This window comes from Amycolatopsis sp. NPDC049688, from assembly GCF_040674975.1.
Taxonomy (GTDB): Bacteria; Actinomycetota; Actinomycetes; order Mycobacteriales; family Pseudonocardiaceae; genus Amycolatopsis.
The window spans coordinates 210,185-230,338 of record NZ_JBFANY010000002.1 but is presented as its reverse complement, the minus strand read 5'-3'; the positions used below and the strand labels follow the sequence as shown (position 1 = coordinate 230,338).

Genomic DNA, 20,154 nt, shown 5'->3' with positions numbered 1-20,154 from the left:
CCGGAAGTTTCAGCTTTCACGAACGGTGAAGGCCCCCTCACCCAGTGGTGAGAGGGCCTTCCCCGCAGCCGGCTCAGAACTGCGGCAGCGTCTCGCCCTGCACCGCTTCGATGTCCAGCTCCACCTTCACGGTCGTGCCGACCACCGCGACACCGGCCCGGGCCAGCGCGCTGTAGTTGATCGCGAAGTCGTTCCGGTGCAGCGTCGTCTCGGCGTGGAACGCGGTGCGCACGCCGCCCCACGGGTCCGGGCCCCAGCCGCCGTAGGTCAGCTCGAGCTCGACCTCGCGGCGCTCGCCGTGCAGCGTCAGCTCGCCCAGCAGCGTCCACGAGTCCACACCGCGCTGGCGCAGGCCGGTGCTGGTGAACGTGATCACCGGGTGCACGTCGACGTCGAGGAAGTCCGGCGAGCGCAGGTGGTCGTCGCGCATCTTGATGCCGGTTTCGATGCTCGCCGCCTTGATCTCGGCGTGCACCGACGACCGCTCGGCCGGGCGGCCGATCTCGATCCGGCCCGAGACGTCCGGGAACCGCGCCTTGATGCTCGCGATGCCCAGGTGCCGGGCGGTCGCGACCACCGACGAGTGGATCGGGTCGATCACCCACGGCCCGGCGGGCGGCAGCTCGATCGCCTCGGCGACCGGGGCCAGCACGACGTCGCCGAGCGAGCCGCTGCCGTCCGAGGCGACCTGGACCGTCCGGGCGACCGGGGTGTACCCGGCCGCCGTGACGACGGCGGTGTAGACGCCCGGCGCGAGGGCGTCGGTGACGACCTCGCCGCGGACGTCGGCCGCCTGCCGGGCGACCTGCCGCCCGGCCGGGTCGGTGACGGTGAGCACCGCGTGCTCCACCACCCAGCCCTCGGCCGTGCGCAGCGTCGCGCGCAGGCCGGTCATGACCGGTCGACCAGCTCGTCGAGGGCCTGGTCGTAGCTCAGCCGGACGTCGTGGTCCGCTTCGCCGCCGGTCAGCTCCACCTGGCTGGTCGCCGGCGGGTAGCCGCTCGCGACCACGGTGTACGCGCCCGCGGGCAGGTCGCTGACCACGTACCGGCCTTCGCCGTCGGTTCGCGCGACCGCGGCCACGTTGCCTTCGGCGTCGAGCACGGTGATCCGCGCGTCCGGCACGATCCGGTCGCCTTCGGTCCGCGCGGTGCCGGACAGCTGCACCGAGCTGGCGAGCTCGACGTCGTGGCGCAGCACGCCGCTGTCGGGCACGGTGAGCGTCAGTGCGACGGGCCGGTAGCCCGCGCCGCTGGCGACCAGGGTGTAGGCCCCGGCGCCGACCCCGACGAAGGCGTAGGTGCCGTCGGTGGTCGTGATGAACGCGCCGTTCACCTCGCCGCGGCCGTCGGTCAGCGTCACCGTCACGTTCGGCAGTGGCTGGCCGGTGGCGGCCGCCCGCACGGTGCCGGTCAGCTCGCCGGACCCGGTGAGCGTGACGTCGACCGTGGCCGGCCCGTTGCTGAGCACGACGCTGGAGGCCTGCGGCTGGTGGCCGTGCGCGGACACGATGAGCACGTACGCGCCCGGGCCCTGGCTGGGCACCGAGTAGCTGCCGTCGGCGGCCCCGGTGGCCCGCGCGACCTGGCGGCCACGCTGGTCGATCAGGGTCAGCGCCGCACCCGCGACGTGGCTGCCGTCCTGCCGCCGGATGTGGCCGGTCACCGGCAGGCCACCCGCGCCGACGGGCGTGTCGAGCTCGGACTCGGCCACGGAGTTCGTGATCGGCAGCGCGCCCGACACGGCCTGGTAGTCGCCGTGCCCGTTGGTGCTCAGCGCGTGCCGCCCGCCGCCGACCAGGGCCGGTTCGCGGTCGGCCGGGCGCACCGGCTCGACGATCTCGGTCGGCTCGTCGGCGTGGTCGTCCGCCTCGAGCAGCGCTTCGCCGCCTTCCATGGCCGCCGCGGCCGGGGCCGCGTTGGTCAGCGGGATCTCCTTCATGAACAGCAGCACCACGGTCGCCAGCAGGGCCACGCCGCCCGCGATGTAGAACACCGTGGTGATCGACTCGGTGAAGCCGATCAGCACCGGGGTCCGGATCGCCTCGGGCAGGTTCCAGATGCCGCTGGTGTTCTCCGACAGGTTGCCGATGCCCGCGCCGGCCCCGGCGGGCAGCTGCCCGCCGAACGCCTTCGTGATGTTGGGCAGCAGGGTGTTGAACAGGACCGTCAGGAAGATCGCGACACCGGCGGTACCACCGATCTGGCGGAAGAACGTCGCCGACGCGGTCGAGACGCCCATGTCGCTGCGCGGGCCGGCGTTCTGCACCGCGATGATCAGCGTCTGCATGCACTGGCCGAGGCCGAGGCCGATGATGGCCGCCGCGACCAGCGGGTGCCACAGCGCCGAGTCGTACTTGACCTGGGCGAAGAAGAAAGCACCGGCGGCGATCATGACGGTGCCGACGATCGGGAACACCTTGTAGCGCCCGGTCTTCCCGGTGATCCGGCCGGAGACGATCGAGCTGAGCATGATGCCCGCCATCAGCGGCAGCATCAGCAGGCCGGACTCGGTCGGCGTGTAGTTCTGCACGACCTGCATGAACTGCGGGATCATCGTGATCGCGCCGAACATCGCGACACCGACGATGACACCGCCGATGATGGCCACGGTGAACGTCGAGTTCTTGAACAGCCGCAGCGGGATCAGCGCGGCGTCCTTCATCAGCCGCTCGACCACGATGAACGCGATGACGCCGACGCCGCCGATGACGTAGCAGAGGATGGCCTTCTGGTCGCCCCAGCCCCACTTCTGGCCCTGCTCGGCGACGATCAGGAACGGCACGACCGCGACGATCATCGTCAGCGCGCCCCACCAGTCGATCTTGTGCTCGTGCCGCTCGTGCGGCACGTTCAGCACCCTGGCCACGACGAACAGCGCGATGACGCCGATCGGGACGTTGATCAGGAAGACCCAGCGCCAGCCGTGCAGGCCGGCCAGGGTGTCGATGCCGGCGAAGAAGCCGCCCAGCACCGGGCCGAGCACGGTCGACAGGCCGAACACGGCCAGGATGTAGCCCTGGTACTTGGCCCGCTCACGCGGCGGCACGATGTCGCCGAGGATGGTCATGGCCAGCGACATCAGACCGCCGGCGCCGAGGCCCTGCACCGCGCGGAACGCGGCGAGCTGGTACATCGACGTCGCGAACGTCGAAGCGAGCGAGCCGGCGACGAAGATGCCGATCGCGGCCAGGTAGAACGGCTTGCGGCCGTAGATGTCGGACAGCTTGCCGTAGATCGGCGTGACGATCGTCGAGGTGATCAGGTACGCCGTGGTCGCCCACGCCTGCAGGTCGAAGCCGTGCAGGTCGTTGGCGATCTTGACGATCGACGTGCCGACGATCGTCTGGTCGAGCGCGGCGAGGAACATGCCGCACATCAGGCCGCTCAGGATCGTGACGATCTGGCGGTGGCTCAGCCGGGGTGGTTGCCCCGCCTCGGCGGGTGCCGTTTCGGTGGTGGTGCTCATGCGTTGGCCCCCTTGGCCGGTGCACCGGCGGACGCGTGCGCGTCGGCCAGCTGTGGAGAGTGGTTCTCGATACCTGTGTTGAGCCGGGCGAAGAGCCGGTTCAGGGTCTGGATTTCCCCGTCGGTCCAGTCCCCGAGCACTTCGGCCAGCCACTGGTTGCGCTGCTTGCGGTTCTCTTCGAACACCCGCATGCCCTCGGTCGTCGGCGCGAGCAGGCAGGCCCGGCCGTCTTCCGGGTCGGCCTGCCGCTCGACCAGGCCGTGCTGGACGAGCGAGCTCGACTGCCTGCTGATCGTCGAGATCTCCGAGTGGAGCGACTCGGCGAGCCGGCTGGTGCGCTGCGGGCCCTCGTGGATGAGGGTGAAGAGGATTGCGTACGCCGCCCGTTCGATGCCGTCCGGACCCTGCTTGGCGACCTGCGACTTCGCCTTGTTGATCAGCCGGACGAGGCGGACGAGCTCGTGCCCGAGCTGGTCGGCCAGGTCCAGTTCGGCCGTCGGCCGGATGGCGGAGCTGTTCGGTGCCATGGTGATCCTTCACGGCGTTGGTTGGTGGCTGCAACTAGTTGCCTCAGGCAAGGATGTGCCTTTGACAGCTGTTCTGCAAGCGGAGTACCTCGTGATGTGGCACAACACACTTTAGTTGCCGTATGCAAGCAGATTTCGCCGGCCTCCTCCCCGGAACAAAGCCGGCGGGTGCCGGTTGGAAGGGGTATGACCGACGACACAGCATTCAAGGATTTCCTCGCGGCCCGCCGGCACGGCGTCCTGGCCACGATCCGCCGCGACGGCCGGCCGCAGCTGTCCACCATCACCCACCTGTACGACCCGGAGGCGAACACGATCACCGCGTCGATCACCGAGACCCGGGCGAAGGCGAAGAACATGCGCCGCGACCCGCGGGTGACCTACCACGTGGGCAGCGAGGACGGCTGGAGCTACGTCGTCGCCGAAGGGCGGGCTTCACTCACCGCGCCGGCGGCCGCGACCGACGACGAGACGGTCGAAGCCCTCGTCGACTACTACCGGCGGGCAGCTGGCGAGCACCCGGACTGGGCTGAGTACCGCTCGGCGATGGTCGCCGACCAGCGGGTGGTGCTGACCATCCACATCGAGAAGCTGCTGGGTCTGGTCCGCTGACGCGCTGCTCCGTTCCGGCCGGATTCGAAACAAAATTTCCGCACTGCGGACTGTCCGGGCTTACGATGAGGCCATGAGCGACGAAGCTTTGGTCACCCGGCTCCGCGACCTGCTCGGCAAGAGCGCCGTGCTCACCGACACCGACGTCACCGCTTCCTACGCCCGCGACATGATGCCGCTGGCGCCGTCGGGCACGCCGCTCGCCGTGGTCCTGCCCGCGAACACCGAGCAGGTGCAGGCGGTGGTGAAGGCGTGCGCCGAGGCGAAGGTGCCGATCGTGCCGCGCGGGGCGGGCAGCGGCCTGTCCGGCGCGGCCAACGCGATCGACGGCTGCGTCACGCTGTCGCTGACCAAGCTGAACGAGATCGTCGAGATCGACCCGGGCAACCGGCTGGCGGTCGTCCAGCCGGGCGTGGTCAACCTGGACTTCCGCACCGCGGTGGAGAAGCACGGGCTGTTCTACCCACCGGACCCGTCGAGCTACGACTGGTGCACGATCGGCGGCAACCTGTCGACCAACGCCGGCGGCCTCTGCTGCGTGAAGTACGGCGTGACGACGGATTCGGTGCTCGGCCTCGAGGTCGTCCTGGCCGACGGATCGTTGCTGAAGACGGGCCGCCGCACGGTCAAGGGTGTCGCGGGCTACGACCTGGCGCGGTTGTTCGTGGGCAGCGAGGGCACGCTCGGGGTGATCACGCAGGCCACGGTCCAGCTCAAGCCGCTGCCGCAGGCCCCGGCGACGCTGGTGGCGGGCTTCTCGACGACCGAAGCCGCGGGCGAGGCGGTCGCGCGGGTGGTCCGGGAAGGCCTGGTGCCGTCCCTGCTGGAGATCATGGACGCGTCCTCGATCAAGGCGGCCGAGGCGTACCTGAAGACGGACCTCGGCGCGGGGTCGGACTGCCAGGCCCTGCTGCTGGGCCAGTCGGACGCGGGCGGCGAGGTGGCCCGGCGCGAGCTGGCGGCCCTGGAGCAGATCTGCGTGGACTGCGGCGCGGACCTGGCGTACACGACGGAGGACCTGGAGGAGGGGCGGATGCTCCTGCAGGCCCGCCGGGTGGTCCTGACGGCGCTGGAGACGTACGGGCTGTGGCTCACCGACGACGTGTGCGTGCCGCGGACGCGCATCGCGGAGCTGATCCGGGGGTGCGAGAAGATCAGCGCCGAGGTGGGCCTGCGAATCGCGGTGGTGGGCCACGCCGGCGACGGCAACATGCACCCGACGATCGTCTACCAGCCGGACGACCCGGACGAGTTCGCCCGGGCCCAGCGGGCGTTCGACGAGATCCTCGAGGTGGGCCTGTCGCTGGGCGGGACGGTGACCGGGGAGCACGGGGTCGGGAAGATCAAGCGCGAGTGGCTGGCGCGGGAGATCGGGCCGGTGGGGCTGCGGGTGCACCGGGAGATCAAGCGGGCGCTGGACCCGGAGAACCTGTTCAACCCTGGTTCGATGTTCTCGATGACCTAGTTGGTACTACGCTCTTGTACTACACTGGGTGCGTGAACCAAGTGGCTGTGCGCGAGCTGAACCAGGACACCGCCGGCGTGCTGGCCAGGGTGAAGGCCGGCGAAGACGTCGAAATCACCGAACGCGGCACGGTGATCGCCCGGATCGTCCCCGCGCAGCCGAGCCCGGTCTCGGCTTTGATCGCTTCGGGAAAGCTGCACCCGGCCTCGGTGAACGGGCCGATGCCGCGCCCGCACGGACCCGTCCGGAGCGACCTCGAAGCCGGGGAACTGGTTCGCGAGCTTCGGGACGACGAACGGTACTGATGATCTACCTGGACACGGCCGCCCTGGTGAAGCTGATCCGGCACGAGGCCGAGAGCACGGCGCTGGTCGACTGGCTGGACGAACGGCAGGGCACCATGCTCGTCACCTCGACGCTGGCCGAAGTCGAGGTGCCGCGGGCTCTCCTGCGTAGCGACCCCGTCTTGGTGACCGACGTCCCGGCGGTGCTGGCACGGGTGGCCAAGTACGAGATCGACGACGTGGTCCGCCGGACCGCCGCTGCGTACCCGTCGCCGGATCTCCGCTCGCTCGACGCCATCCACCTCGCCACCGCGCACGCTGTGTTCGGCAGGCAGCTCACATCGTTCGTCACCTACGACAAACGTCTGCTGGCCGCGGCCGAGGCGATCGGGCTGCCGACCGACAGCCCGGGTGTGAACGCTTAGTCCTTGATGCGCGGAATCCGCTGCGTGACCTCGGGATCGGCCTCGGCGAGCGCCTTCTTCTCCCGCCGCGACTTCAGGTACTCCAGCCCGATCGGCACCACCGACACCAGCACGATCAGCACGAAGATCGCGTCGACGTTGTCCTTGATGAACGAGATGTTGCCCAGCAGCGAGCCGAGGATCGTGATGCCCGCGGCCCACAGGATGCCGCCGATCACCGTGTACGTGAAGTAGCGCTTCGGGTCCATGCGGCCGATGCCCGCGATCCACGTGATGAACGTCCGGACGAACGGGACGAACCGGGCCAGCACCACCGCCTTCGGGCCGTGCTTCTCCAGGAACTCGTGGGTCTTGTCGACGTACTCGCGCTTGAAGAACTTCGAGTCCGGGCGGTTGAACAGCTTCGGCCCCGCGAAGTACCCGATGTAGTAGCCGACCACGTTGCCGAGCAGGGCCGCGATCGTCACCAGCACGCAGACCAGCCACAACGGCGCCTTGAGGGTGCCGTTCGCGATGAACAGGCCCGCTGTGAACAGCAGGGAGTCGCCGGGGAGCACCGGGAAGATGCTGCTCTCGATGAAGATGATCAGGCACAGCACCGCGATGACCGGCGTCGTCAGGCCGCTCAGCAGGTGCTGCGGGTCCAGCCATGACGGCAGCAGCGACATCGTGTTGACCGTGCTCTGGGCGAGAATCACCTCGAAAACGGTACAGGGTCACCCTGAGTCGTGACTGAGACCCGCCTCAGACCAGCGTCAGCAGGCCCACCACGGACCCCGCCGCCAGGCCCAGCAGGACCGCCAGCATCAGGATCCAGTACGCGGGCAGCTGTGCGGACTGGCGCGGAGGCGGCGGCGAGTACGCCGTGGGCGCCTCCGAAGCCGCGTCCAGGGCCGCTCGCTCGCGCTCCAGTGAGTCCGCGCTCGCGCCCGAGAGCAGCCCGTACGCCGACGGGAGCTCGTTGATCGCGCTGGTCGGGACCGCGTCGGTGGCCGGCTCCGCCGTGGGCGGTGGTGATGCCTGCGGGGCGAAGACGGCTTGCGCGCGAAGGGCGTCCGCCAGCAGCTGCTCGGGGTCCTTCGGCTCGCTCATCTCCGCCCGTCCGCTCGCAGGAAACCTATGTGCTCAAGGTAGCCGTTCCCACCTCGGCGACCCATTCTCCCCGGCGCAGCACCTTCGCCGGCCGCAGGTCCTGGTCGAGGACCACGACGTCGGCCTGGTAGCCGGAGCACAGCATCCCGGTGCGGTCGGCGATGCCGAGCAGCTCCGCGGGCCGCTGGGACGTCGCGTGCACCGCGTCGAGGATGCCGAGTTTCGCACCCCCGACCAGATTGCGGAAGGCGGTGTCCATCGTCAGGGTGCTGCCGGCCAGGGAGCCGTTGTCGGCGAGGGTGGCGACGCCGTCGTGGACGTCGACCTCGAGACGGCCCAGCGTGTAGCGGCCGTCCGCCGCGTCGGTGGCCGACATCGCGTCCGTGATCAGGACCGTGCGGTTGCGGCCCGCGTGCTTCGCCGCCAGCCGCACCACCGTCGGGTGCAGGTGGACCAGGTCGCAGATGAGCTCGATGGTGATGCGCTCGTCGTCCAGGAGCGCGCCGATCGGGCCGGGCTCGCGGTGGTGCAGCGGCCGCATGCCGTTGAACAGGTGGGTGGCCACCGTCGCGCCCGCGTCGATCGCCGGCAGCAGCTGCTCCTCGACGCCGTCGGTGTGCCCGATGGCGGCGATGACGCCGGACTCGGCCAGCTGGCGGACCGCCTTCACGCCGCCGTGCAGCTCGGGCGCGATGGTGACCATCCGGATCGCGCCCTGGCCCGCGCGCAGCAGCTTCTCGACCGTGCCGGTGTCCGGTTCGAGCAGGGTTTCCGGGTCGTGCGCGCCGCAGCGGGCCTTCGAGATGAACGGCCCCTCCAGGTGGATGCCCGCGACCTCGCCGTCCTGGACGAGCTCACGCAGCGCGGCGACCTGCTCACGCAGGATGTCCACCGGGTCGGACACCAGGCTGGCGAGCATGGTGGTGGTGCCGTGACGGCGGTGCGCTCGCACCGCCGTCAGGAGCTCCTCGGGATCGAGGGAGGTGAACGAAGCACCTCCCCCGCCGTGGCAGTGGGTGTCGATGAACCCGGGCACCACCAGTGCCCCGCCGACGTCGACGTGTTCGCCCGACGGCGGGGTCCCGGAACCCACGCCGGCGATCCGCCCGTCGGAGACGGCCACCCAGCCGTCGTCGAGTAAACGGTCCGGGGTTGCGACCCGGCCGCCCATGATCACGAAATCTCCGGCGCCTCTCACGCCCCCCAGCATATATTGGTCTGGACCAAGCATGGTGATACGACTCAGTGATCGGAATGGTCCACCCGGGTCACTGTGGGGTCTGCATGGCCTTCTGGAGTGCCTCGAGCGCCCGGCTGGCGGTCGATTTGACGGTACCCTTCGAAATGCCTGCGGCCTCAGAGATTTCGGCCTCGCTCAGCCCGCCGTAGTACCGCAGCACCAGCACTTCGCGCTGGCGGGGCGGCAGCTTGGACAGCGCGCTGACCACCGCCTGGTGCTCGCTGGAGAGCATCGCGAGGCTCTCCGCGGAGCGCGCGTTGACGGCGTGCGGCGGCACGTACTCCCGGGCGGTCTTGCGGCGGCGCAGCACGCTGCGTGACCCGTTGACCACCGCGGTGCGCAGGTAGCCGACCGCGGCCGCGGCGTCCCGGAGCCTGCCCCAGTTGCGGTGCAGGCCGGTGAAGGCCTCCTGGACCACGTCTTCCGCCGTCGCGGGCTCGTCGACCAGCAGAATCGCCAGCCGGACCAGCCGCATGCGGTGCTGGCGGTAGAGGTCTTCGAGGGTCAGTGGCGCGGCGGTCTGCGCCGGGGCCGGACCGTCCATGACCCGCAGGTGGCCGAGGGTCGCCTCGACGCTGCGTTCCGCATTGCCCTCGAGCATGAACCCCTGCCTGTTCTCGACCCCGGCTTGCACGGTGTGCCGCGTCAGCAGGTTCACGGTATTCACAGCGCTCACACAGGTACTGACGCGTGCCCAGCCTATCGGGTTCAGATGCCGGTGCCACAGATCGCCCGCTGGTACAGAACTGTGACGCGGGTAGCGTCGGGTCCGTCCCGCCCGCGCCGACCCCGGAGATCCACATGGCCTGGTTCCTCGTCGAAATCACCTACGTCCAGGAGAAGATGCCGGACGTCCGGCCGCGCCACCGCGAGTTCCTGTCGAAACTGGCCGGGGAGGGCCGTGTCGCGGTCGCCGGCCCGCTCGGCGACGGTACCGGCGGCGTCACGCTGTACCAGGCCGACGACGAAGCGCACCTCAAGGAGACGATCGACCAGGACCCGTACTTCCTGGAAGGGGTCATCGCGCAGCGCAGCGTCCGCGAGTTCAAGCCGGTGATCGGCGCCTGGCTGCCGTCCTAGGCTTCGCGCCCGACGTTTCGCCGGGCGGCGAAACGTCGGGCTCCCCGGGTCAGGAGCGGCCGGACAGTTCGTAGTCGGCCGGGTCGACCTTGCGGGTCTCCAGCCAGTAGCGCCAGGTGAAGCCCGGCCAGATCGTCCGGTTCACGCCCTGGGCGTCGAGGTACCAGCTCTTGCAGCCGCCCTGCGTCCAGACGCCCTTGACCAGCTTGTCCTGGATCTCGCGCTGGAACTCGTCCTGCACGCCCGGCCGGACGTCCAACGCCGCCGCACCGCGCGAATCGGCGAGCTTGATGGCGTCCACCACGTACCGCGACTGCGATTCGATCATGAACACCACCGAGTTGTGGCCGAGGGCGGTGTTCGGGCCGAGCAGGAAGAACAGGTTCGGATAGCCGGACACGGTGATGCCCTTGTGCGTCCGCATGCCCTCGGTCGCCCACTCCTTGGCGAGGTTGCGGCCGTCGACGCCGGTGATGTCGAGGTACTCCAGCGCGTCGGTCACCTTGAAACCGGTGCCGTAGACGATCGCGTCGACCTCGTGCTCGACCCCGGCCCCGTCGACGATCGAGTTCGCCTTGACCTCGCGGATCCCGTCGGTGACGACGTCGACGTTCGGCCGGTTCAGCGCCGGGTAGTAGTCGTTGGAGATCAGGACGCGCTTGCAGCCCATCGTGTAGTCCGGCGTGACCTTCTTGCGCAGCGCGCGGTCCTGGATGCCCTTCGCGATGTTCCGCTTCGCGATCAGCTCGCCGGCCTTCATGATCGCCGGATGGCCGTTGAAGCCGATGGCCCGCGCTTCGAGCAGCCAATACAGCGCGTTGCGGTACAGGCGCTGGGTGCCCGGGACTCGCTTGAACAGCGTCTGCGCCCACGACGGCATCGCGTGGTCGGGCTTCGGCATGATCCACGGCGGGGTCCGCTGGAACAGCGTCAGCTCGGCGACGTCGGGGGCGATCTTCGGGACGAACTGGACGGCGCTGGCGCCGGTCCCGACCACCGCGACCTTCTTGCCGCGCAGGTCGTAGTCGTGGTTCCAGCGCGCCGAGTGCCAGGTCGGGCCCTGGAAGTTCGCGATCCCGGGCAGCTCGGGGATCTGCGGGATGTGCAGGCCGCCGACGCCGGAGACGAGGAACTGCGCGACGAACTCGCGGCCGTCCTTCGTCGTCGCCGTCCAGCGGCGCTCGCGCTCGTCCCAGTGGGCGCCGGTCAGCTCGACGCCGAAGCGGATCTTCTCGCGCAGCCGGTACTTGTCCGCGACACCTTTGAGGTAGCCGAAGATCTCCGGCTGCGGCGAGAACGACCGCGACCAGCCCGGGTTCTGCTCGTACGAGAACGAGTACATGTGCGACTGCACGTCGCACGCGCACCCGGGGTAGGAGTTGTCGCGCCAGGTGCCGCCCACCTCGGTGGCCTTCTCCAGGATCACGTAGTCCCGGATGCCGGCCTTTTCGAGCTGGATCGCCTGGCCGAGCCCGGAGAACCCGGTGCCCACGATCACGACCTTGAACCGCTCGGTCATCTGTCGGCCTCCGCTGCGTCGAGTTGGCTGCCGAGATGACGTTACCTCAGGTAACAGTTACTTGGAAGTACTGGCTACTGATCAGTACGTCCCGCCGAGCTTGCCGTGGTCCCAGCTGACGACCTTGGTCGGGCGGAACACCAGCCCGACGCGTTTCGCGGCCTGACCTGCGATGAAGGCATGGAGTTCGGCGGGTGCCGGGTCGCCCGGCTTGGCGCCGGAGTAGCGCTGCATGAGCGCCGTGCCCATCCGAGTGACCTCGTCGACGTCCTCGACGAGCTCGACGTCGGCCTCGAACGAGACGCCGCGGAGCTTCTCGTAGCTGTCGCCGTCCTCGACCAGCACGGTCGCCTCCGGCAGACGCCGGAAGTTCTTCGCCTTCTGCGACGTGCCGTACGTCCAGGTCGCGACGCCGGCTTCGTGCGGGAAGTACCAGAGCGGCGCCAGGTGCGGGCGGCCGTTCGGGCCGATGCTGGCGACGTTGATGACCTTCTGCTCCGCGAGGTACGCGCGGACCTCGTCCTCGGTCATCCTGATCTGGTCGCGACGGGACATCTTCACCCCTTGGTGGCGGCCCGGCCGCCGTGGCCGGTGACCGCCGACTCGAACGCGCCGCGCGCCTCGATGTCGGCCAGCGCGGCCTTGTCCGCCGACGGTACCCGGCTGCGGGAGCCGATCTCGATCACCGGCGGCAGGAACGCGCGGAACAGCTTGAGTGCGCCGACCCAGCGCGGCACGTGGATGGTCCGGGCGCGCTTGAGGATGCCCGCTTCGAGGTCGTCCAGGGCCACGTCCAGCGGGTAGGTCTTGCCGATCAGGCCGGGCATCGACGCGCGGAGCTTGCCGAACACCGGGTGCGCGTCGGCACTCTCGACCAGGTCGGTGCGGATCCACGTCGGGTGCGCGACGCCGACCTTGACGCCCAGGTGGGCGACCTCGGCGCGGAGGCTGTTGGAGAAGGCTTCGACGCCGGCCTTCGCGGCGGCGTAGTTGGCCATGCCCGGCGCGTGCGTGATCGCGGCGAGGCTGGAGATGGCGAGCAGGTAGCCCTTGCGCTCGATGACGTGCGGGAGCGTGACGCGGAACGTCCGCCAGACGCCGAGCAGGTCGACCTCGATCACCTTCTCGAACGCGGCCCGGTCGACCGAGCGGACGAAGCCCGCGGTCGCGATGCCGGCGTTGGCGATGACGATGTCGATCCCGCCGAAGTGCTCGACGACGCCCCTCGTCGCGGTTTCGAGGGCGTCCCAGCTGGTGACGTCGGCTTCCCAGGCGCGGGCGTTCGGGCCGATCCGGTCGGCGACCTTCTGCTGCTCCTCGGCTTCGAGGCCGACGAGGGCGACCTTGGCGCCGCGCGCGGCCAGCCGCTCGGCCAGCCCGGCGCCGATGCCGCGGGCCGCGCCGGTGATCAGCACGACCTTGCCGTCGACCTTCTTGGTGCCGCTCAGCAGCGAAAACGGGTTGGCCACGGTGCCCTCCTAGACGTCACTTGAGGGCACCGTACCTCAACTTACCGGCAGTAAGCTACCCATGAGTATGTTCAGCTGGCGGCGTCGCTCAATGCGGTGATTTCGGCTTCCGTCAGCTCGAGCGCCACGGAAGCGGTCAGGTCGGCGAGCTGCTCTGGTGTCCGGGCGCTGGCGATGGGCGCGGCGACCGTCGGCTGCTGCCGGAGCCACGCGAGCGACACCGAGGCGACCGAAACGCCGTGCGCGGCCGCTACTTCGTCCAGTGCGGCGAGCACGCGCTCGCCACCGGCGTCCAAATAGGACGCTGCGCGGGCGGCCCGCGGGCTGTCGCCGGTTTCGTCCTTCGTGCGGTACTTGCCGGTGAGGAATCCCTTGGCCAGGGCGAAGTACGGCAGCGTGGCCAGGCCTTCCCGCTCGACGACCGGGGCCAGGTCGCGCTCGTAGTCCCGCTCGACGAGGTTGTAGTGCGGCTGCAGCGCGGCGTACCGCGCGAACCCGTTTTGGTCCGAAATGGACAGTGCTTCGGCGAGCCGCTCGGCGGTGTAGTTGGACGCGCCGAGGTAACGGACCTTGCCCGCGCGGACCAGCGCGTCGAACGCGCCCAGCGTCTCTTCGAGCGGCGTTTCCCGGTCGTCGATGTGGGCGTAGTAGAGGTCGATGTGGTCGATCTGCAGCCGTCGCAGCGAGTCTTCGGCCGCGGCCTGGATGTTCTTCGCCGACAGGCCCGGCCGCTCCGGCCAGCCGCCGACCTTGGTCGCCACGACGAAGTCGTCACGCCGTCCGCGCGCGGCCAGCCAGCGGCCGAAGATCTCCTCGGAGCGGCCGCCGCCGCCGTAGAGGTCGGCGGTGTCCACGAAGTTGCCGCCGGCCGCGGCGTAGGCGTCGAGCACGGCGTGGGACTGCGGCTCGTCGGCCGTCCAGCCGAAGACGTTGCCGCCCAGGTTGAGGCCGTAGACGTCGAGGTCGGTGTTGCCCAGCTTGGTCATGCTCCCGACGTTAGTCTTCCCGGGTCCTGGGAACCGGGAGGAAAACCGGTACTTCGTGCGTTGGGGTGTTCTATGGCAATCGAACTCGGCAAGCTCGGGATCTGGCGGTACCACGCGAACGTCGACGCGAAGTTCGCGACAGAGGCGGAGAAGCTCGGCTACGGCGCGATCTGGCTGGGCGGCTCGCCCGGCGTCGGCGACCTCGCGTCCGTGGACGACCTGCTGGCGGCGACGGACTCGCTGGTCATCGCCACCGGCATCGTGAACATCTGGCAGGACGAACCGGCGTCCATCGCGAAGGTGTACGAGCGGATCGCGGGCAAGTACCCGGACCGCTTCCTGCTGGGCATCGGCGCGGGGCACCGCGAGGCGACGAAGGAGTACAAGAAGCCGTACGCGGCGCTGGTCGACTACCTGGACGGCCTGGACGCGGCGGGTGTCCCGGTCTCCGGCCGGGCGTTGGCGGCGCTGGGTCCGAAGGTCGTGGCGTTGTCGGGCGAGCGGACGGCCGGCGCGCACCCGTACCTGACGACGCCGGAGCACACCCGCTCGACGCGCGAAATCCTCGGTGAAGGGCCGCTGCTGGCGCCGGAGCACAAGGTCGTCCTGTCGACCGACGCCGACGAGGCCCGGGCGATCGGCCGCAACACCGTCAAGTACTACCTCGGGCTGTCGAACTACGTCGCCAACCTGCGGAAACTCGGCTTCACGGACGAGGACCTCGCCGGCGAGGGCAGCGACCGCCTGGTCGACGCGCTGGCCCTGCACGGCGACGCGGCGACGATCGCCCCGGGCCTGGCGGCCCACCTCGACGCGGGGGCGGACCAGGTCGTGGTCCAGGTCCTGAACGAGGACCCGTGGCCGGCCTACCGCGCGCTGGCCTCCGAGCTGCTGTGATCCGCGTCCGGCCGCCGGGGCGCCCGGCGGCCGGACGCGCTCCTTCTGAACCGATTCCACGTGCGGAAAAGTTTCTGCCCGGGGACCGGTGTGCGGCGGCGGTACACCTCGTACGATGCGGTCGGGACCACCCTGTGCCAAGGAGGAGTAACGATGCCCATCGCCACCCCCGAGGTCTACGCGGAGATGCTCGACCGGGCCAAGGCGAACGAGTTCGCCTACCCGGCCATCAACGTGACCTCGTCCGAGACCGTGAACGCCGCCATCCGCGGCTTCGCCGAGGCGGAGAGCGACGGCATCATCCAGTTCTCCACCGGCGGCGCGGAGTTCGCCTCCGGCCAGAAGGTCAAGGACATGGTGACCGGCGCGACCGCGCTGGCGGAGTTCGCCCAGGTCGTGGCGGCCAAGTACGGCGTGAACGTCGCGCTGCACACCGACCACTGCCCGAAGGACAAGCTGGACGGCTTCGTCCGCCCGCTGATCGAGATCTCGGCCGAGCGCGTGAAGAACGGCCAGAACCCGCTGTTCCAGTCCCACATGTGGGACGGCTCGGCGATCGACCTCGACGAGAACCTGGAGATCGCCCAGGAGCTGCTGGCCAAGACGGCGGCGGCGAAGATCATCCTCGAGGTCGAGATCGGCGTCGTCGGCGGCGAGGAAGACGGCGTCGAGGCGGAGATCAACGAGAAGCTGTACACGGCCGAAGGTGACTTCCTGAAGACGATCGACGCGCTGGGCGCGGGCGAACGCGGCCGTTACCTGCTGGCGGCGACGTTCGGGAACGTCCACGGCGTGTACAAGCCGGGCAACGTGAAGCTCCGCCCGGACGTCCTCAAGGGCGGCCAGGAGGCGGCGGCGAAGAAGCTCGGCCTGGAGGCGGGTTCGAAGCCGTTCGAGCTGGTCTTCCACGGCGGCTCGGGTTCGCTGCCGGAGGAGATCCGCGAGGCGGTGTCGTACGGCGTGGTGAAGATGAACGTCGACACGGACACGCAGTACGCGTTCACGCGGCCGATCGTGGACCACTTCTTCAAGAACTACGACGGCGTCCTGAAGATCGACGGCGAGGTCGGCAACAAGAAGGTCTACGACCCGCGCTCGTACCTGAAGGCGGCCGAGGCCGGCATGGCGGCTCGCGTGGTCGAGGCCTGCCAGGCGCTGGGCTCGGCGGGCACGAAGCTCAAGTAGTCACGAACGAAGGGGCGGCACTTCCAGCGCGGAAGTGCCGCCCCTGCGTCGTGTTCAGACCGTTTCGGGCACCGCTCGTCGCTCGGACCAGCGTCGTGAAGCCGGGCCCGCTGCCGCCCACAGGGCGAACACCCCGGCCAGCACCACGGCCGCCGTCCAGTACGCCGCCGGTGGGGCCGACTCCGTGTGGGCGTCGCCGAGTACCCACGGGCGGAACTGCGACTGCAGCCAGAACGCGCCGTACCCGAACGCCGTCACCAGCAACGCCCCCGCGCCGGCCTGGAGCACACCGGCGCTCATCGCGAACGCCAGGTCCACCGCCAGGCCCACGAACAGCAGGTAGAACGGCACCGTCGACACCGGGAACCCCAGTCCGAGCAGCAGCGGCCACATCACCGACCGGTAGGCCACGTACGCCAGCGCCACCGAAGAAGCCGCCCAGCGGAAGCCCAGCGTGCGGCGGGCCAGGGCCAGGATCAGGGCCATCACCCCGATGCCCCACAGCGGGTACACCCACTCCGGGATCGGCATCGTGAAGTGCAGCACCGCCGTCCGGTCGACCGGGTGGCCGATCTGGTTGGCCGCGAAGTCCAGCAGGGACTTCTCCGCCTCCGGCTCGCCGCGCTCCCACGCGCGCAGGCCCAGGATGCCGTACTCCTGCTGGCCGTTCGGGAAGAACGTGTTCTCCAGGAAGAACGCCCACAGCCCCAGCAGCACGCCGGTTCGGAAGCGGCCCGGCGGGGACAGCCGCAGCCAGCCCAGCAGCACGCCCGCCTGCATGATGCCCGTGCCCAGGTACAGCATCATGTGGGACGGGCTCCACGCGGTCAGGTCGAGGCCGTTGACGCGGTGGTTGATCACGTCCAGCGGCGCGGCCACCAGGAACGTCAGGAGCCCGATCTGCATCAGCCGGAGCGAGCGCTTGTCGCAGCCCAGGCCCGTGTAGCTGTGGATCGCCACCAGCACCACGATGATCACCGTGCCGACGGTGTTGATCAGGTGCGGGGGCGCCAGGTCGTCGCGCAGCCAGCGGAAGTGCCACGACATGTCCCACGACGAGCCCAGCAGCTTGAACGCGAACGCGACCAGCCACATCCCGTAGCAGAAGCGGAGCACCCAGTCCGGGGTCGGCTGCCCGGGGGCGCCGCGGTGCCAGTGCCGCGTGAAGAACAGCCGCGTCTTGCCGACGGGGCTGCGCGGGATCACGTCCACCGGGACGTCGACTGCCTTGGCCATGCCGGACATCATGGCCGGTCATGGTCACGAGTGGGCCAAGACCGTGGCAAAGGACGCGAAAATCCGGGTTCACCCCTACGGGTGGGCGACTTGCATCCGGCGCGCCCGGGTTGGCATGGTGTCGCGCCATGATGCCGAAACGAGTTGTCGCGGGCGTGCTGGTCGCCGCCCTGCTGCTGGCCGGGGCCGGGGTGCTGGGGACCCTTCTCCTCTAGAGGCAGAATGGGCGGCATGACGCACAACCTGCTCGGCCCCGAGCCGACGCTGCTGCCCGAGCACACCGCCGCCCAGGCCGCGCTCGACGCCGGGACCGACCCGGCCACCGTCGCCGCCGAACACCCGGACTACAGCGAGGCGTGGGCCGCGCTGGCCGAGAAGGCCCTGGACGCGGGCGAGACCGTCGCCGCGTACGCCTACGCCCGGACCGGCTACCACCGGGGCCTCGACCAGCTGCGCCGCGCCGGCTGGAAGGGCTTCGGCCCGGTGCCCTGGTCGCACCGCCCCAACCAGGGCTTCCTCCGCGCCCTCGCCGTCCTGGGCAAGGCCGCCGGCAAGATCGGCGAGACCGAGGAGTACGACCGCTGCCGGACCTTCCTCGCCGACTCCGACCCCGCCGCCGCGGAAGCCACCGGCCTGAAGTGACCCACCGGTCGTGAGTGGGAAACAGGGTTAGAACCCTGTTTCCCACTCACGACCGGCTGCGGGAGGGGTCAGAACCAGCCGCAGTTGACCGGCGCGGGGAGGCCGGCGAAACGGCCCTCCAGCCACGCGAACGCCTCCGGGTACGCCCGGACCGCGCCGAGCACGTGCGTCGGCACCAGCGACGTGCTGAACTGCACCTTCACGCCCTTGCCGCACCACGTCCGGCCCAGGTCGCGGTCCTGCGCGTAGGGCACGATGTCGTCGAGTGCGCTGTGGACGATCAGCACCGGCGCCGACGGCTTCAGGGAGCCGATCTTCTGCTCGCCCACCCGCGACTTGTACGGCTCTTCGCCGAGGTACGCGGTCAGCGAGCGGCCGTCGTTGGTCAGCGACGCCGACTGCGTGAACGCGTGCGCGGCGATCGCCTCCACCGTGCACTCGGTCCGGACCTGCTCGAACAGCTGCTTGCCGCGCGCGTTGAGCAGCGCCGGGATGTTCAGCTCCGGGTACGCGTAGTTCAAGCTCACCAGCGCGAACCCGAGGAAGCCGACCGCGTAGTGCCCGTCGAGGTTCTTGGCGACCTCGGCGAGGTCCGCCGGCACCGCGCCGGCGTACGCGCCCTTCAGCTTCAGCTCGGGCGCGTAGCCCGGTTGCAGTTCCGCCGCCGCGGCCGACGCGCCGCCGCCCTGCGAGTAGCCCGCGATCGCGACCGGGCCGTCGTCCGGCAAGCCCGCTTCCGGCAGCCGCTGCGCCGCGCGGATCGCGTCGAGCACCGCGTGTCCCTGCGAAGCGCGGTTGACGTAGGTGTGGTCCCCGGGCGTGCCGAGCCCTTCGTAGTCGGTGACGACGACGCCGTAGCCGCGCGTCAGCAACCCGGCGATGAACGGGCCTTCGTACTCGAAGCCGGCAGCAAGCGCTTTCGACGGTGCGCAGTCGTCGCCCTCGCCCTGCGTGCCGACCGCGTACGAGACGATCGGACGCGGGCCGGAGCCGTGCCAGGCCGCGTGCGGGGTCAGCACCGTGCCGGTGACGGCGATCGGCGTGTCGTGGGTGTCGCGGCTGAGGTACATGATCCGCTGCACGTCCGCGTCGGCCTTGATCAGCTGGATCGGGTCGATGTAGAACGTCGACGCCTCGTGCCGGATGACGTCGCCGTTGCGGCCGGCGGGGAGGGGGGACGGGGGATCGTAGAAGGACGCGGCCGAGGCGCCGGGCGGGCCGAGCGTCGCCAGGGCCAGAACGGAAACCGTGGCGACGGCCGCGGACAGGGCGCGGCGGGGGAAGATACGCATGCTTGCTCCTCGTTGAGCAGGTCGAGTGCGCGGGGGAACACCTTTTTAGACAGAGGTGTCGGAAAAAGAATCACGTGAGGTGGACCACCATGTCAAGCCCGGCTCCGCGCGGGCGGCCGCGCAAGCTCCCGGCTTCCGAGCAGCGCGCCCGCGTGCTGCGGGCGACGGCGAGGGTCGTCGCGCAGCACGGGATGCAGGGCGCGACGATCGAGCAGATCGCCCGCGAAGCCGGCGTCTCGCGCCAGGCCGTCTACGAGCAGTTCGGCGACCGCGCGACGCTGTTCGCCGAGGTCGTGGCGGTCACCGAGGAAAGCGCGTTCACCGCCATCGCGGGGCCTTCGGTGGCCGACACCCAGCCCGGTCTGCGGGCCTGGGCGCGGGCCAACTACGCCAACATGGTCACCTTCGTCGCCGACCACCCCGAGGGCTACGGGGTACTCCGGGCGGCCGAGCGCGCCGGCGACCCCGCTCTCACCCGGTTGAGGGAGAGGCTCGCCGTCGTCTACGCCGAGGCGAGCCGCAAGCGATGGGCGGCGCACGGCATCGACTCCGGCCGCGCCGACCGCGCGCTCGTCACCCTCTTCTTCGCGATGACCGAATCACTGGTCCAGGCCACCTGGGACGGCGAGCCGCCGGACCAGGACGCCCTGATCGACCTGCTCACCGAATTCACCGTCGGCGGCGTCGCCCGCCTCCAGACCAAGGCGAGCGACGTCATCGAGCGGTTGCGGTAGC

22 protein-coding genes are annotated in these 20,154 nt (G+C 70.0%); 9 read left to right on the top strand and 13 right to left on the bottom strand.

Annotated elements, in window-relative coordinates; genetic code table 11:
- Nucleotides 1-73 precede the first annotated feature (73 nt).
- The 3 genes from AB0J55_RS07010 to AB0J55_RS07000 are packed head-to-tail and all read right to left on the bottom strand — an operon-like array spanning nucleotide 74 to nucleotide 3,995.
- Complete coding sequence (locus AB0J55_RS07010) at nucleotides 74-895, bottom strand: YceI family protein (protein ID WP_364243978.1); 822 nt, start codon at nucleotides 893-895, stop codon at nucleotides 74-76.
- Nucleotides 892-3,468: an MFS transporter gene (locus AB0J55_RS07005; protein WP_364243976.1), complete on the bottom strand. Its 2,577-nt coding sequence runs from the start codon at nucleotides 3,466-3,468 to the stop codon at nucleotides 892-894. The genes AB0J55_RS07010 and AB0J55_RS07005 overlap by 4 nt, the downstream gene beginning before the upstream one ends.
- Nucleotides 3,465-3,995 carry a MarR family transcriptional regulator gene (locus AB0J55_RS07000; RefSeq protein WP_364243973.1) on the bottom strand — a complete coding sequence of 177 codons (531 nt, stop codon included), beginning with the start codon at nucleotides 3,993-3,995 and terminating at the stop codon, nucleotides 3,465-3,467. Before AB0J55_RS07000 ends, AB0J55_RS07005 begins: the two co-directional genes overlap by 4 nt.
- Nucleotides 3,996-4,181: 186 nt before the next feature.
- Here AB0J55_RS07000 and AB0J55_RS06995 point away from each other — a divergent pair, with 186 nt between their 5' ends.
- From AB0J55_RS06995 to AB0J55_RS06980, 4 genes are all read left to right on the top strand, one after another.
- The gene (locus tag AB0J55_RS06995; RefSeq protein ID WP_364243971.1) at nucleotides 4,182-4,607 is read left to right on the top strand and encodes a PPOX class F420-dependent oxidoreductase; all 426 of its coding nucleotides are present in this window, start codon (nucleotides 4,182-4,184) and stop codon (nucleotides 4,605-4,607) included.
- Between the two features lie 73 nt (nucleotides 4,608-4,680).
- Nucleotides 4,681-6,072, top strand: coding sequence for an FAD-linked oxidase C-terminal domain-containing protein (locus AB0J55_RS06990; protein WP_364243969.1), 1,392 nt, complete (start codon nucleotides 4,681-4,683; stop codon nucleotides 6,070-6,072).
- 32 nt (nucleotides 6,073-6,104) lie between these two features.
- On the top strand, nucleotides 6,105-6,377 hold the full coding sequence (locus tag AB0J55_RS06985; RefSeq protein ID WP_364243967.1) for a type II toxin-antitoxin system prevent-host-death family antitoxin: 273 nt from the start codon (nucleotides 6,105-6,107) through the stop codon (nucleotides 6,375-6,377).
- The gene (locus AB0J55_RS06980; RefSeq protein WP_364243964.1) at nucleotides 6,377-6,781 is read left to right on the top strand and encodes a type II toxin-antitoxin system VapC family toxin; all 405 of its coding nucleotides are present in this window, start codon (nucleotides 6,377-6,379) and stop codon (nucleotides 6,779-6,781) included. The genes AB0J55_RS06985 and AB0J55_RS06980 overlap by 1 nt, the downstream gene beginning before the upstream one ends.
- On the opposite strand, the gene AB0J55_RS06975 is transcribed toward AB0J55_RS06980, so the two are convergent.
- The 4 genes from AB0J55_RS06975 to AB0J55_RS06960 all read right to left on the bottom strand — a co-directional run bounded on the left by AB0J55_RS06975 (nucleotide 6,778) and on the right by AB0J55_RS06960 (nucleotide 9,714).
- Complete coding sequence (locus AB0J55_RS06975; protein ID WP_364243962.1) at nucleotides 6,778-7,479, bottom strand: VTT domain-containing protein; 702 nt, start codon at nucleotides 7,477-7,479, stop codon at nucleotides 6,778-6,780. The genes AB0J55_RS06980 and AB0J55_RS06975 overlap by 4 nt on opposite strands.
- A 46-nt stretch (nucleotides 7,480-7,525) precedes the next feature.
- On the bottom strand, nucleotides 7,526-7,873 hold the full coding sequence (locus AB0J55_RS06970) for a hypothetical protein (RefSeq protein WP_364243960.1): 348 nt from the start codon (nucleotides 7,871-7,873) through the stop codon (nucleotides 7,526-7,528).
- Between the two features lie 25 nt (nucleotides 7,874-7,898).
- Nucleotides 7,899-9,050 carry an N-acetylglucosamine-6-phosphate deacetylase gene (gene nagA / locus AB0J55_RS06965; RefSeq protein ID WP_364245928.1) on the bottom strand — a complete coding sequence of 384 codons (1,152 nt, stop codon included), beginning with the start codon at nucleotides 9,048-9,050 and terminating at the stop codon, nucleotides 7,899-7,901.
- A gap of 91 nt (nucleotides 9,051-9,141) precedes the next feature.
- Nucleotides 9,142-9,714 (bottom strand): SigE family RNA polymerase sigma factor, encoded by a 573-nt coding sequence (locus tag AB0J55_RS06960; RefSeq protein WP_033262965.1) that lies wholly within the window; start codon nucleotides 9,712-9,714, stop codon nucleotides 9,142-9,144.
- Nucleotides 9,715-9,914: 200 nt separating this feature from the next.
- Between AB0J55_RS06960 and AB0J55_RS06955 the strand changes: the two genes are divergently transcribed.
- A complete protein-coding gene (locus AB0J55_RS06955; RefSeq protein WP_364243957.1) occupies nucleotides 9,915-10,193 on the top strand; it encodes a YciI family protein in 279 nt (92 codons plus the stop codon).
- A gap of 49 nt (nucleotides 10,194-10,242) precedes the next feature.
- Here AB0J55_RS06955 and AB0J55_RS06950 read toward each other — a convergent pair whose 3' ends face one another.
- The 4 genes from AB0J55_RS06950 to AB0J55_RS06935 form a co-directional block, all read right to left on the bottom strand.
- Nucleotides 10,243-11,712 carry an NAD(P)/FAD-dependent oxidoreductase gene (locus AB0J55_RS06950; protein WP_364243954.1) on the bottom strand — a complete coding sequence of 490 codons (1,470 nt, stop codon included), beginning with the start codon at nucleotides 11,710-11,712 and terminating at the stop codon, nucleotides 10,243-10,245.
- 81 nt (nucleotides 11,713-11,793) lie between these two features.
- On the bottom strand, nucleotides 11,794-12,267 hold the full coding sequence (locus AB0J55_RS06945) for a pyridoxamine 5'-phosphate oxidase family protein (RefSeq protein ID WP_364243951.1): 474 nt from the start codon (nucleotides 12,265-12,267) through the stop codon (nucleotides 11,794-11,796).
- 2 nt (nucleotides 12,268-12,269) lie between these two features.
- Nucleotides 12,270-13,181, bottom strand: coding sequence for an SDR family oxidoreductase (locus tag AB0J55_RS06940; RefSeq protein WP_364243948.1), 912 nt, complete (start codon nucleotides 13,179-13,181; stop codon nucleotides 12,270-12,272).
- A gap of 71 nt (nucleotides 13,182-13,252) precedes the next feature.
- Nucleotides 13,253-14,167, bottom strand: coding sequence for an aldo/keto reductase (locus AB0J55_RS06935; protein ID WP_364243945.1), 915 nt, complete (start codon nucleotides 14,165-14,167; stop codon nucleotides 13,253-13,255).
- A gap of 72 nt (nucleotides 14,168-14,239) precedes the next feature.
- Here AB0J55_RS06935 and AB0J55_RS06930 point away from each other — a divergent pair, with 72 nt between their 5' ends.
- Nucleotides 14,240-15,064: an LLM class F420-dependent oxidoreductase gene (locus tag AB0J55_RS06930; protein ID WP_364243942.1), complete on the top strand. Its 825-nt coding sequence runs from the start codon at nucleotides 14,240-14,242 to the stop codon at nucleotides 15,062-15,064.
- A gap of 153 nt (nucleotides 15,065-15,217) precedes the next feature.
- Nucleotides 15,218-16,249 (top strand): class II fructose-bisphosphate aldolase, encoded by a 1,032-nt coding sequence (gene fbaA / locus AB0J55_RS06925; RefSeq protein WP_364243939.1) that lies wholly within the window; start codon nucleotides 15,218-15,220, stop codon nucleotides 16,247-16,249.
- A 54-nt stretch (nucleotides 16,250-16,303) separates the two neighbouring features.
- Here fbaA and AB0J55_RS06920 read toward each other — a convergent pair whose 3' ends face one another.
- Nucleotides 16,304-17,485, bottom strand: a complete 1,182-nt coding sequence (locus AB0J55_RS06920) for a hypothetical protein (protein WP_364243937.1) — start codon at nucleotides 17,483-17,485, stop codon at nucleotides 16,304-16,306.
- A gap of 231 nt (nucleotides 17,486-17,716) precedes the next feature.
- Here AB0J55_RS06920 and AB0J55_RS06915 point away from each other — a divergent pair, with 231 nt between their 5' ends.
- Nucleotides 17,717-18,127 (top strand): DUF3151 domain-containing protein, encoded by a 411-nt coding sequence (locus tag AB0J55_RS06915; RefSeq protein ID WP_364243934.1) that lies wholly within the window; start codon nucleotides 17,717-17,719, stop codon nucleotides 18,125-18,127.
- A gap of 68 nt (nucleotides 18,128-18,195) precedes the next feature.
- Here AB0J55_RS06915 and AB0J55_RS06910 read toward each other — a convergent pair whose 3' ends face one another.
- Entirely contained in the window at nucleotides 18,196-19,419 is a 1,224-nt protein-coding gene (locus tag AB0J55_RS06910; protein WP_364243931.1) for a lipase family protein, read from the bottom strand.
- An 89-nt stretch (nucleotides 19,420-19,508) separates the two neighbouring features.
- Between AB0J55_RS06910 and AB0J55_RS06905 the strand changes: the two genes are divergently transcribed.
- On the top strand, nucleotides 19,509-20,153 hold the full coding sequence (locus AB0J55_RS06905) for a TetR/AcrR family transcriptional regulator (RefSeq protein WP_364243928.1): 645 nt from the start codon (nucleotides 19,509-19,511) through the stop codon (nucleotides 20,151-20,153).
- Nucleotide 20,154 lies beyond the last annotated feature (1 nt).

What these genes read in the sequence shown, in the direction of transcription:
- AB0J55_RS07010 (WP_364243978.1), bottom strand. Translation starts at nt 895, where the DNA reads ATGACCGGCCTGCGCGCGACGCTGCGCACGGCCGAGGGCTGGGTGGTG.
- AB0J55_RS07005 (WP_364243976.1), bottom strand. Translation starts at nt 3,468, where the DNA reads ATGAGCACCACCACCGAAACGGCACCCGCCGAGGCGGGGCAACCACCC.
- AB0J55_RS07000 (WP_364243973.1), bottom strand. Translation starts at nt 3,995, where the DNA reads ATGGCACCGAACAGCTCCGCCATCCGGCCGACGGCCGAACTGGACCTG.
- AB0J55_RS06995 (WP_364243971.1), top strand. Translation starts at nt 4,182, where the DNA reads ATGACCGACGACACAGCATTCAAGGATTTCCTCGCGGCCCGCCGGCAC.
- AB0J55_RS06990 (WP_364243969.1), top strand. Translation starts at nt 4,681, where the DNA reads ATGAGCGACGAAGCTTTGGTCACCCGGCTCCGCGACCTGCTCGGCAAG.
- AB0J55_RS06980 (WP_364243964.1), top strand. Translation starts at nt 6,377, where the DNA reads ATGATCTACCTGGACACGGCCGCCCTGGTGAAGCTGATCCGGCACGAG.
- AB0J55_RS06970 (WP_364243960.1), bottom strand. Translation starts at nt 7,873, where the DNA reads ATGAGCGAGCCGAAGGACCCCGAGCAGCTGCTGGCGGACGCCCTTCGC.
- AB0J55_RS06960 (WP_033262965.1), bottom strand. Translation starts at nt 9,714, where the DNA reads ATGCTCGAGGGCAATGCGGAACGCAGCGTCGAGGCGACCCTCGGCCAC.
- AB0J55_RS06955 (WP_364243957.1), top strand. Translation starts at nt 9,915, where the DNA reads ATGGCCTGGTTCCTCGTCGAAATCACCTACGTCCAGGAGAAGATGCCG.
- AB0J55_RS06950 (WP_364243954.1), bottom strand. Translation starts at nt 11,712, where the DNA reads ATGACCGAGCGGTTCAAGGTCGTGATCGTGGGCACCGGGTTCTCCGGG.
- AB0J55_RS06945 (WP_364243951.1), bottom strand. Translation starts at nt 12,267, where the DNA reads ATGTCCCGTCGCGACCAGATCAGGATGACCGAGGACGAGGTCCGCGCG.
- AB0J55_RS06935 (WP_364243945.1), bottom strand. Translation starts at nt 14,167, where the DNA reads ATGACCAAGCTGGGCAACACCGACCTCGACGTCTACGGCCTCAACCTG.
- AB0J55_RS06930 (WP_364243942.1), top strand. Translation starts at nt 14,240, where the DNA reads ATGGCAATCGAACTCGGCAAGCTCGGGATCTGGCGGTACCACGCGAAC.
- fbaA (WP_364243939.1), top strand. Translation starts at nt 15,218, where the DNA reads ATGCCCATCGCCACCCCCGAGGTCTACGCGGAGATGCTCGACCGGGCC.
- AB0J55_RS06920 (WP_364243937.1), bottom strand. Translation starts at nt 17,485, where the DNA reads ATGGCCAAGGCAGTCGACGTCCCGGTGGACGTGATCCCGCGCAGCCCC.
- AB0J55_RS06915 (WP_364243934.1), top strand. Translation starts at nt 17,717, where the DNA reads ATGACGCACAACCTGCTCGGCCCCGAGCCGACGCTGCTGCCCGAGCAC.
- AB0J55_RS06910 (WP_364243931.1), bottom strand. Translation starts at nt 19,419, where the DNA reads ATGCGTATCTTCCCCCGCCGCGCCCTGTCCGCGGCCGTCGCCACGGTT.
- AB0J55_RS06905 (WP_364243928.1), top strand. Translation starts at nt 19,509, where the DNA reads ATGTCAAGCCCGGCTCCGCGCGGGCGGCCGCGCAAGCTCCCGGCTTCC.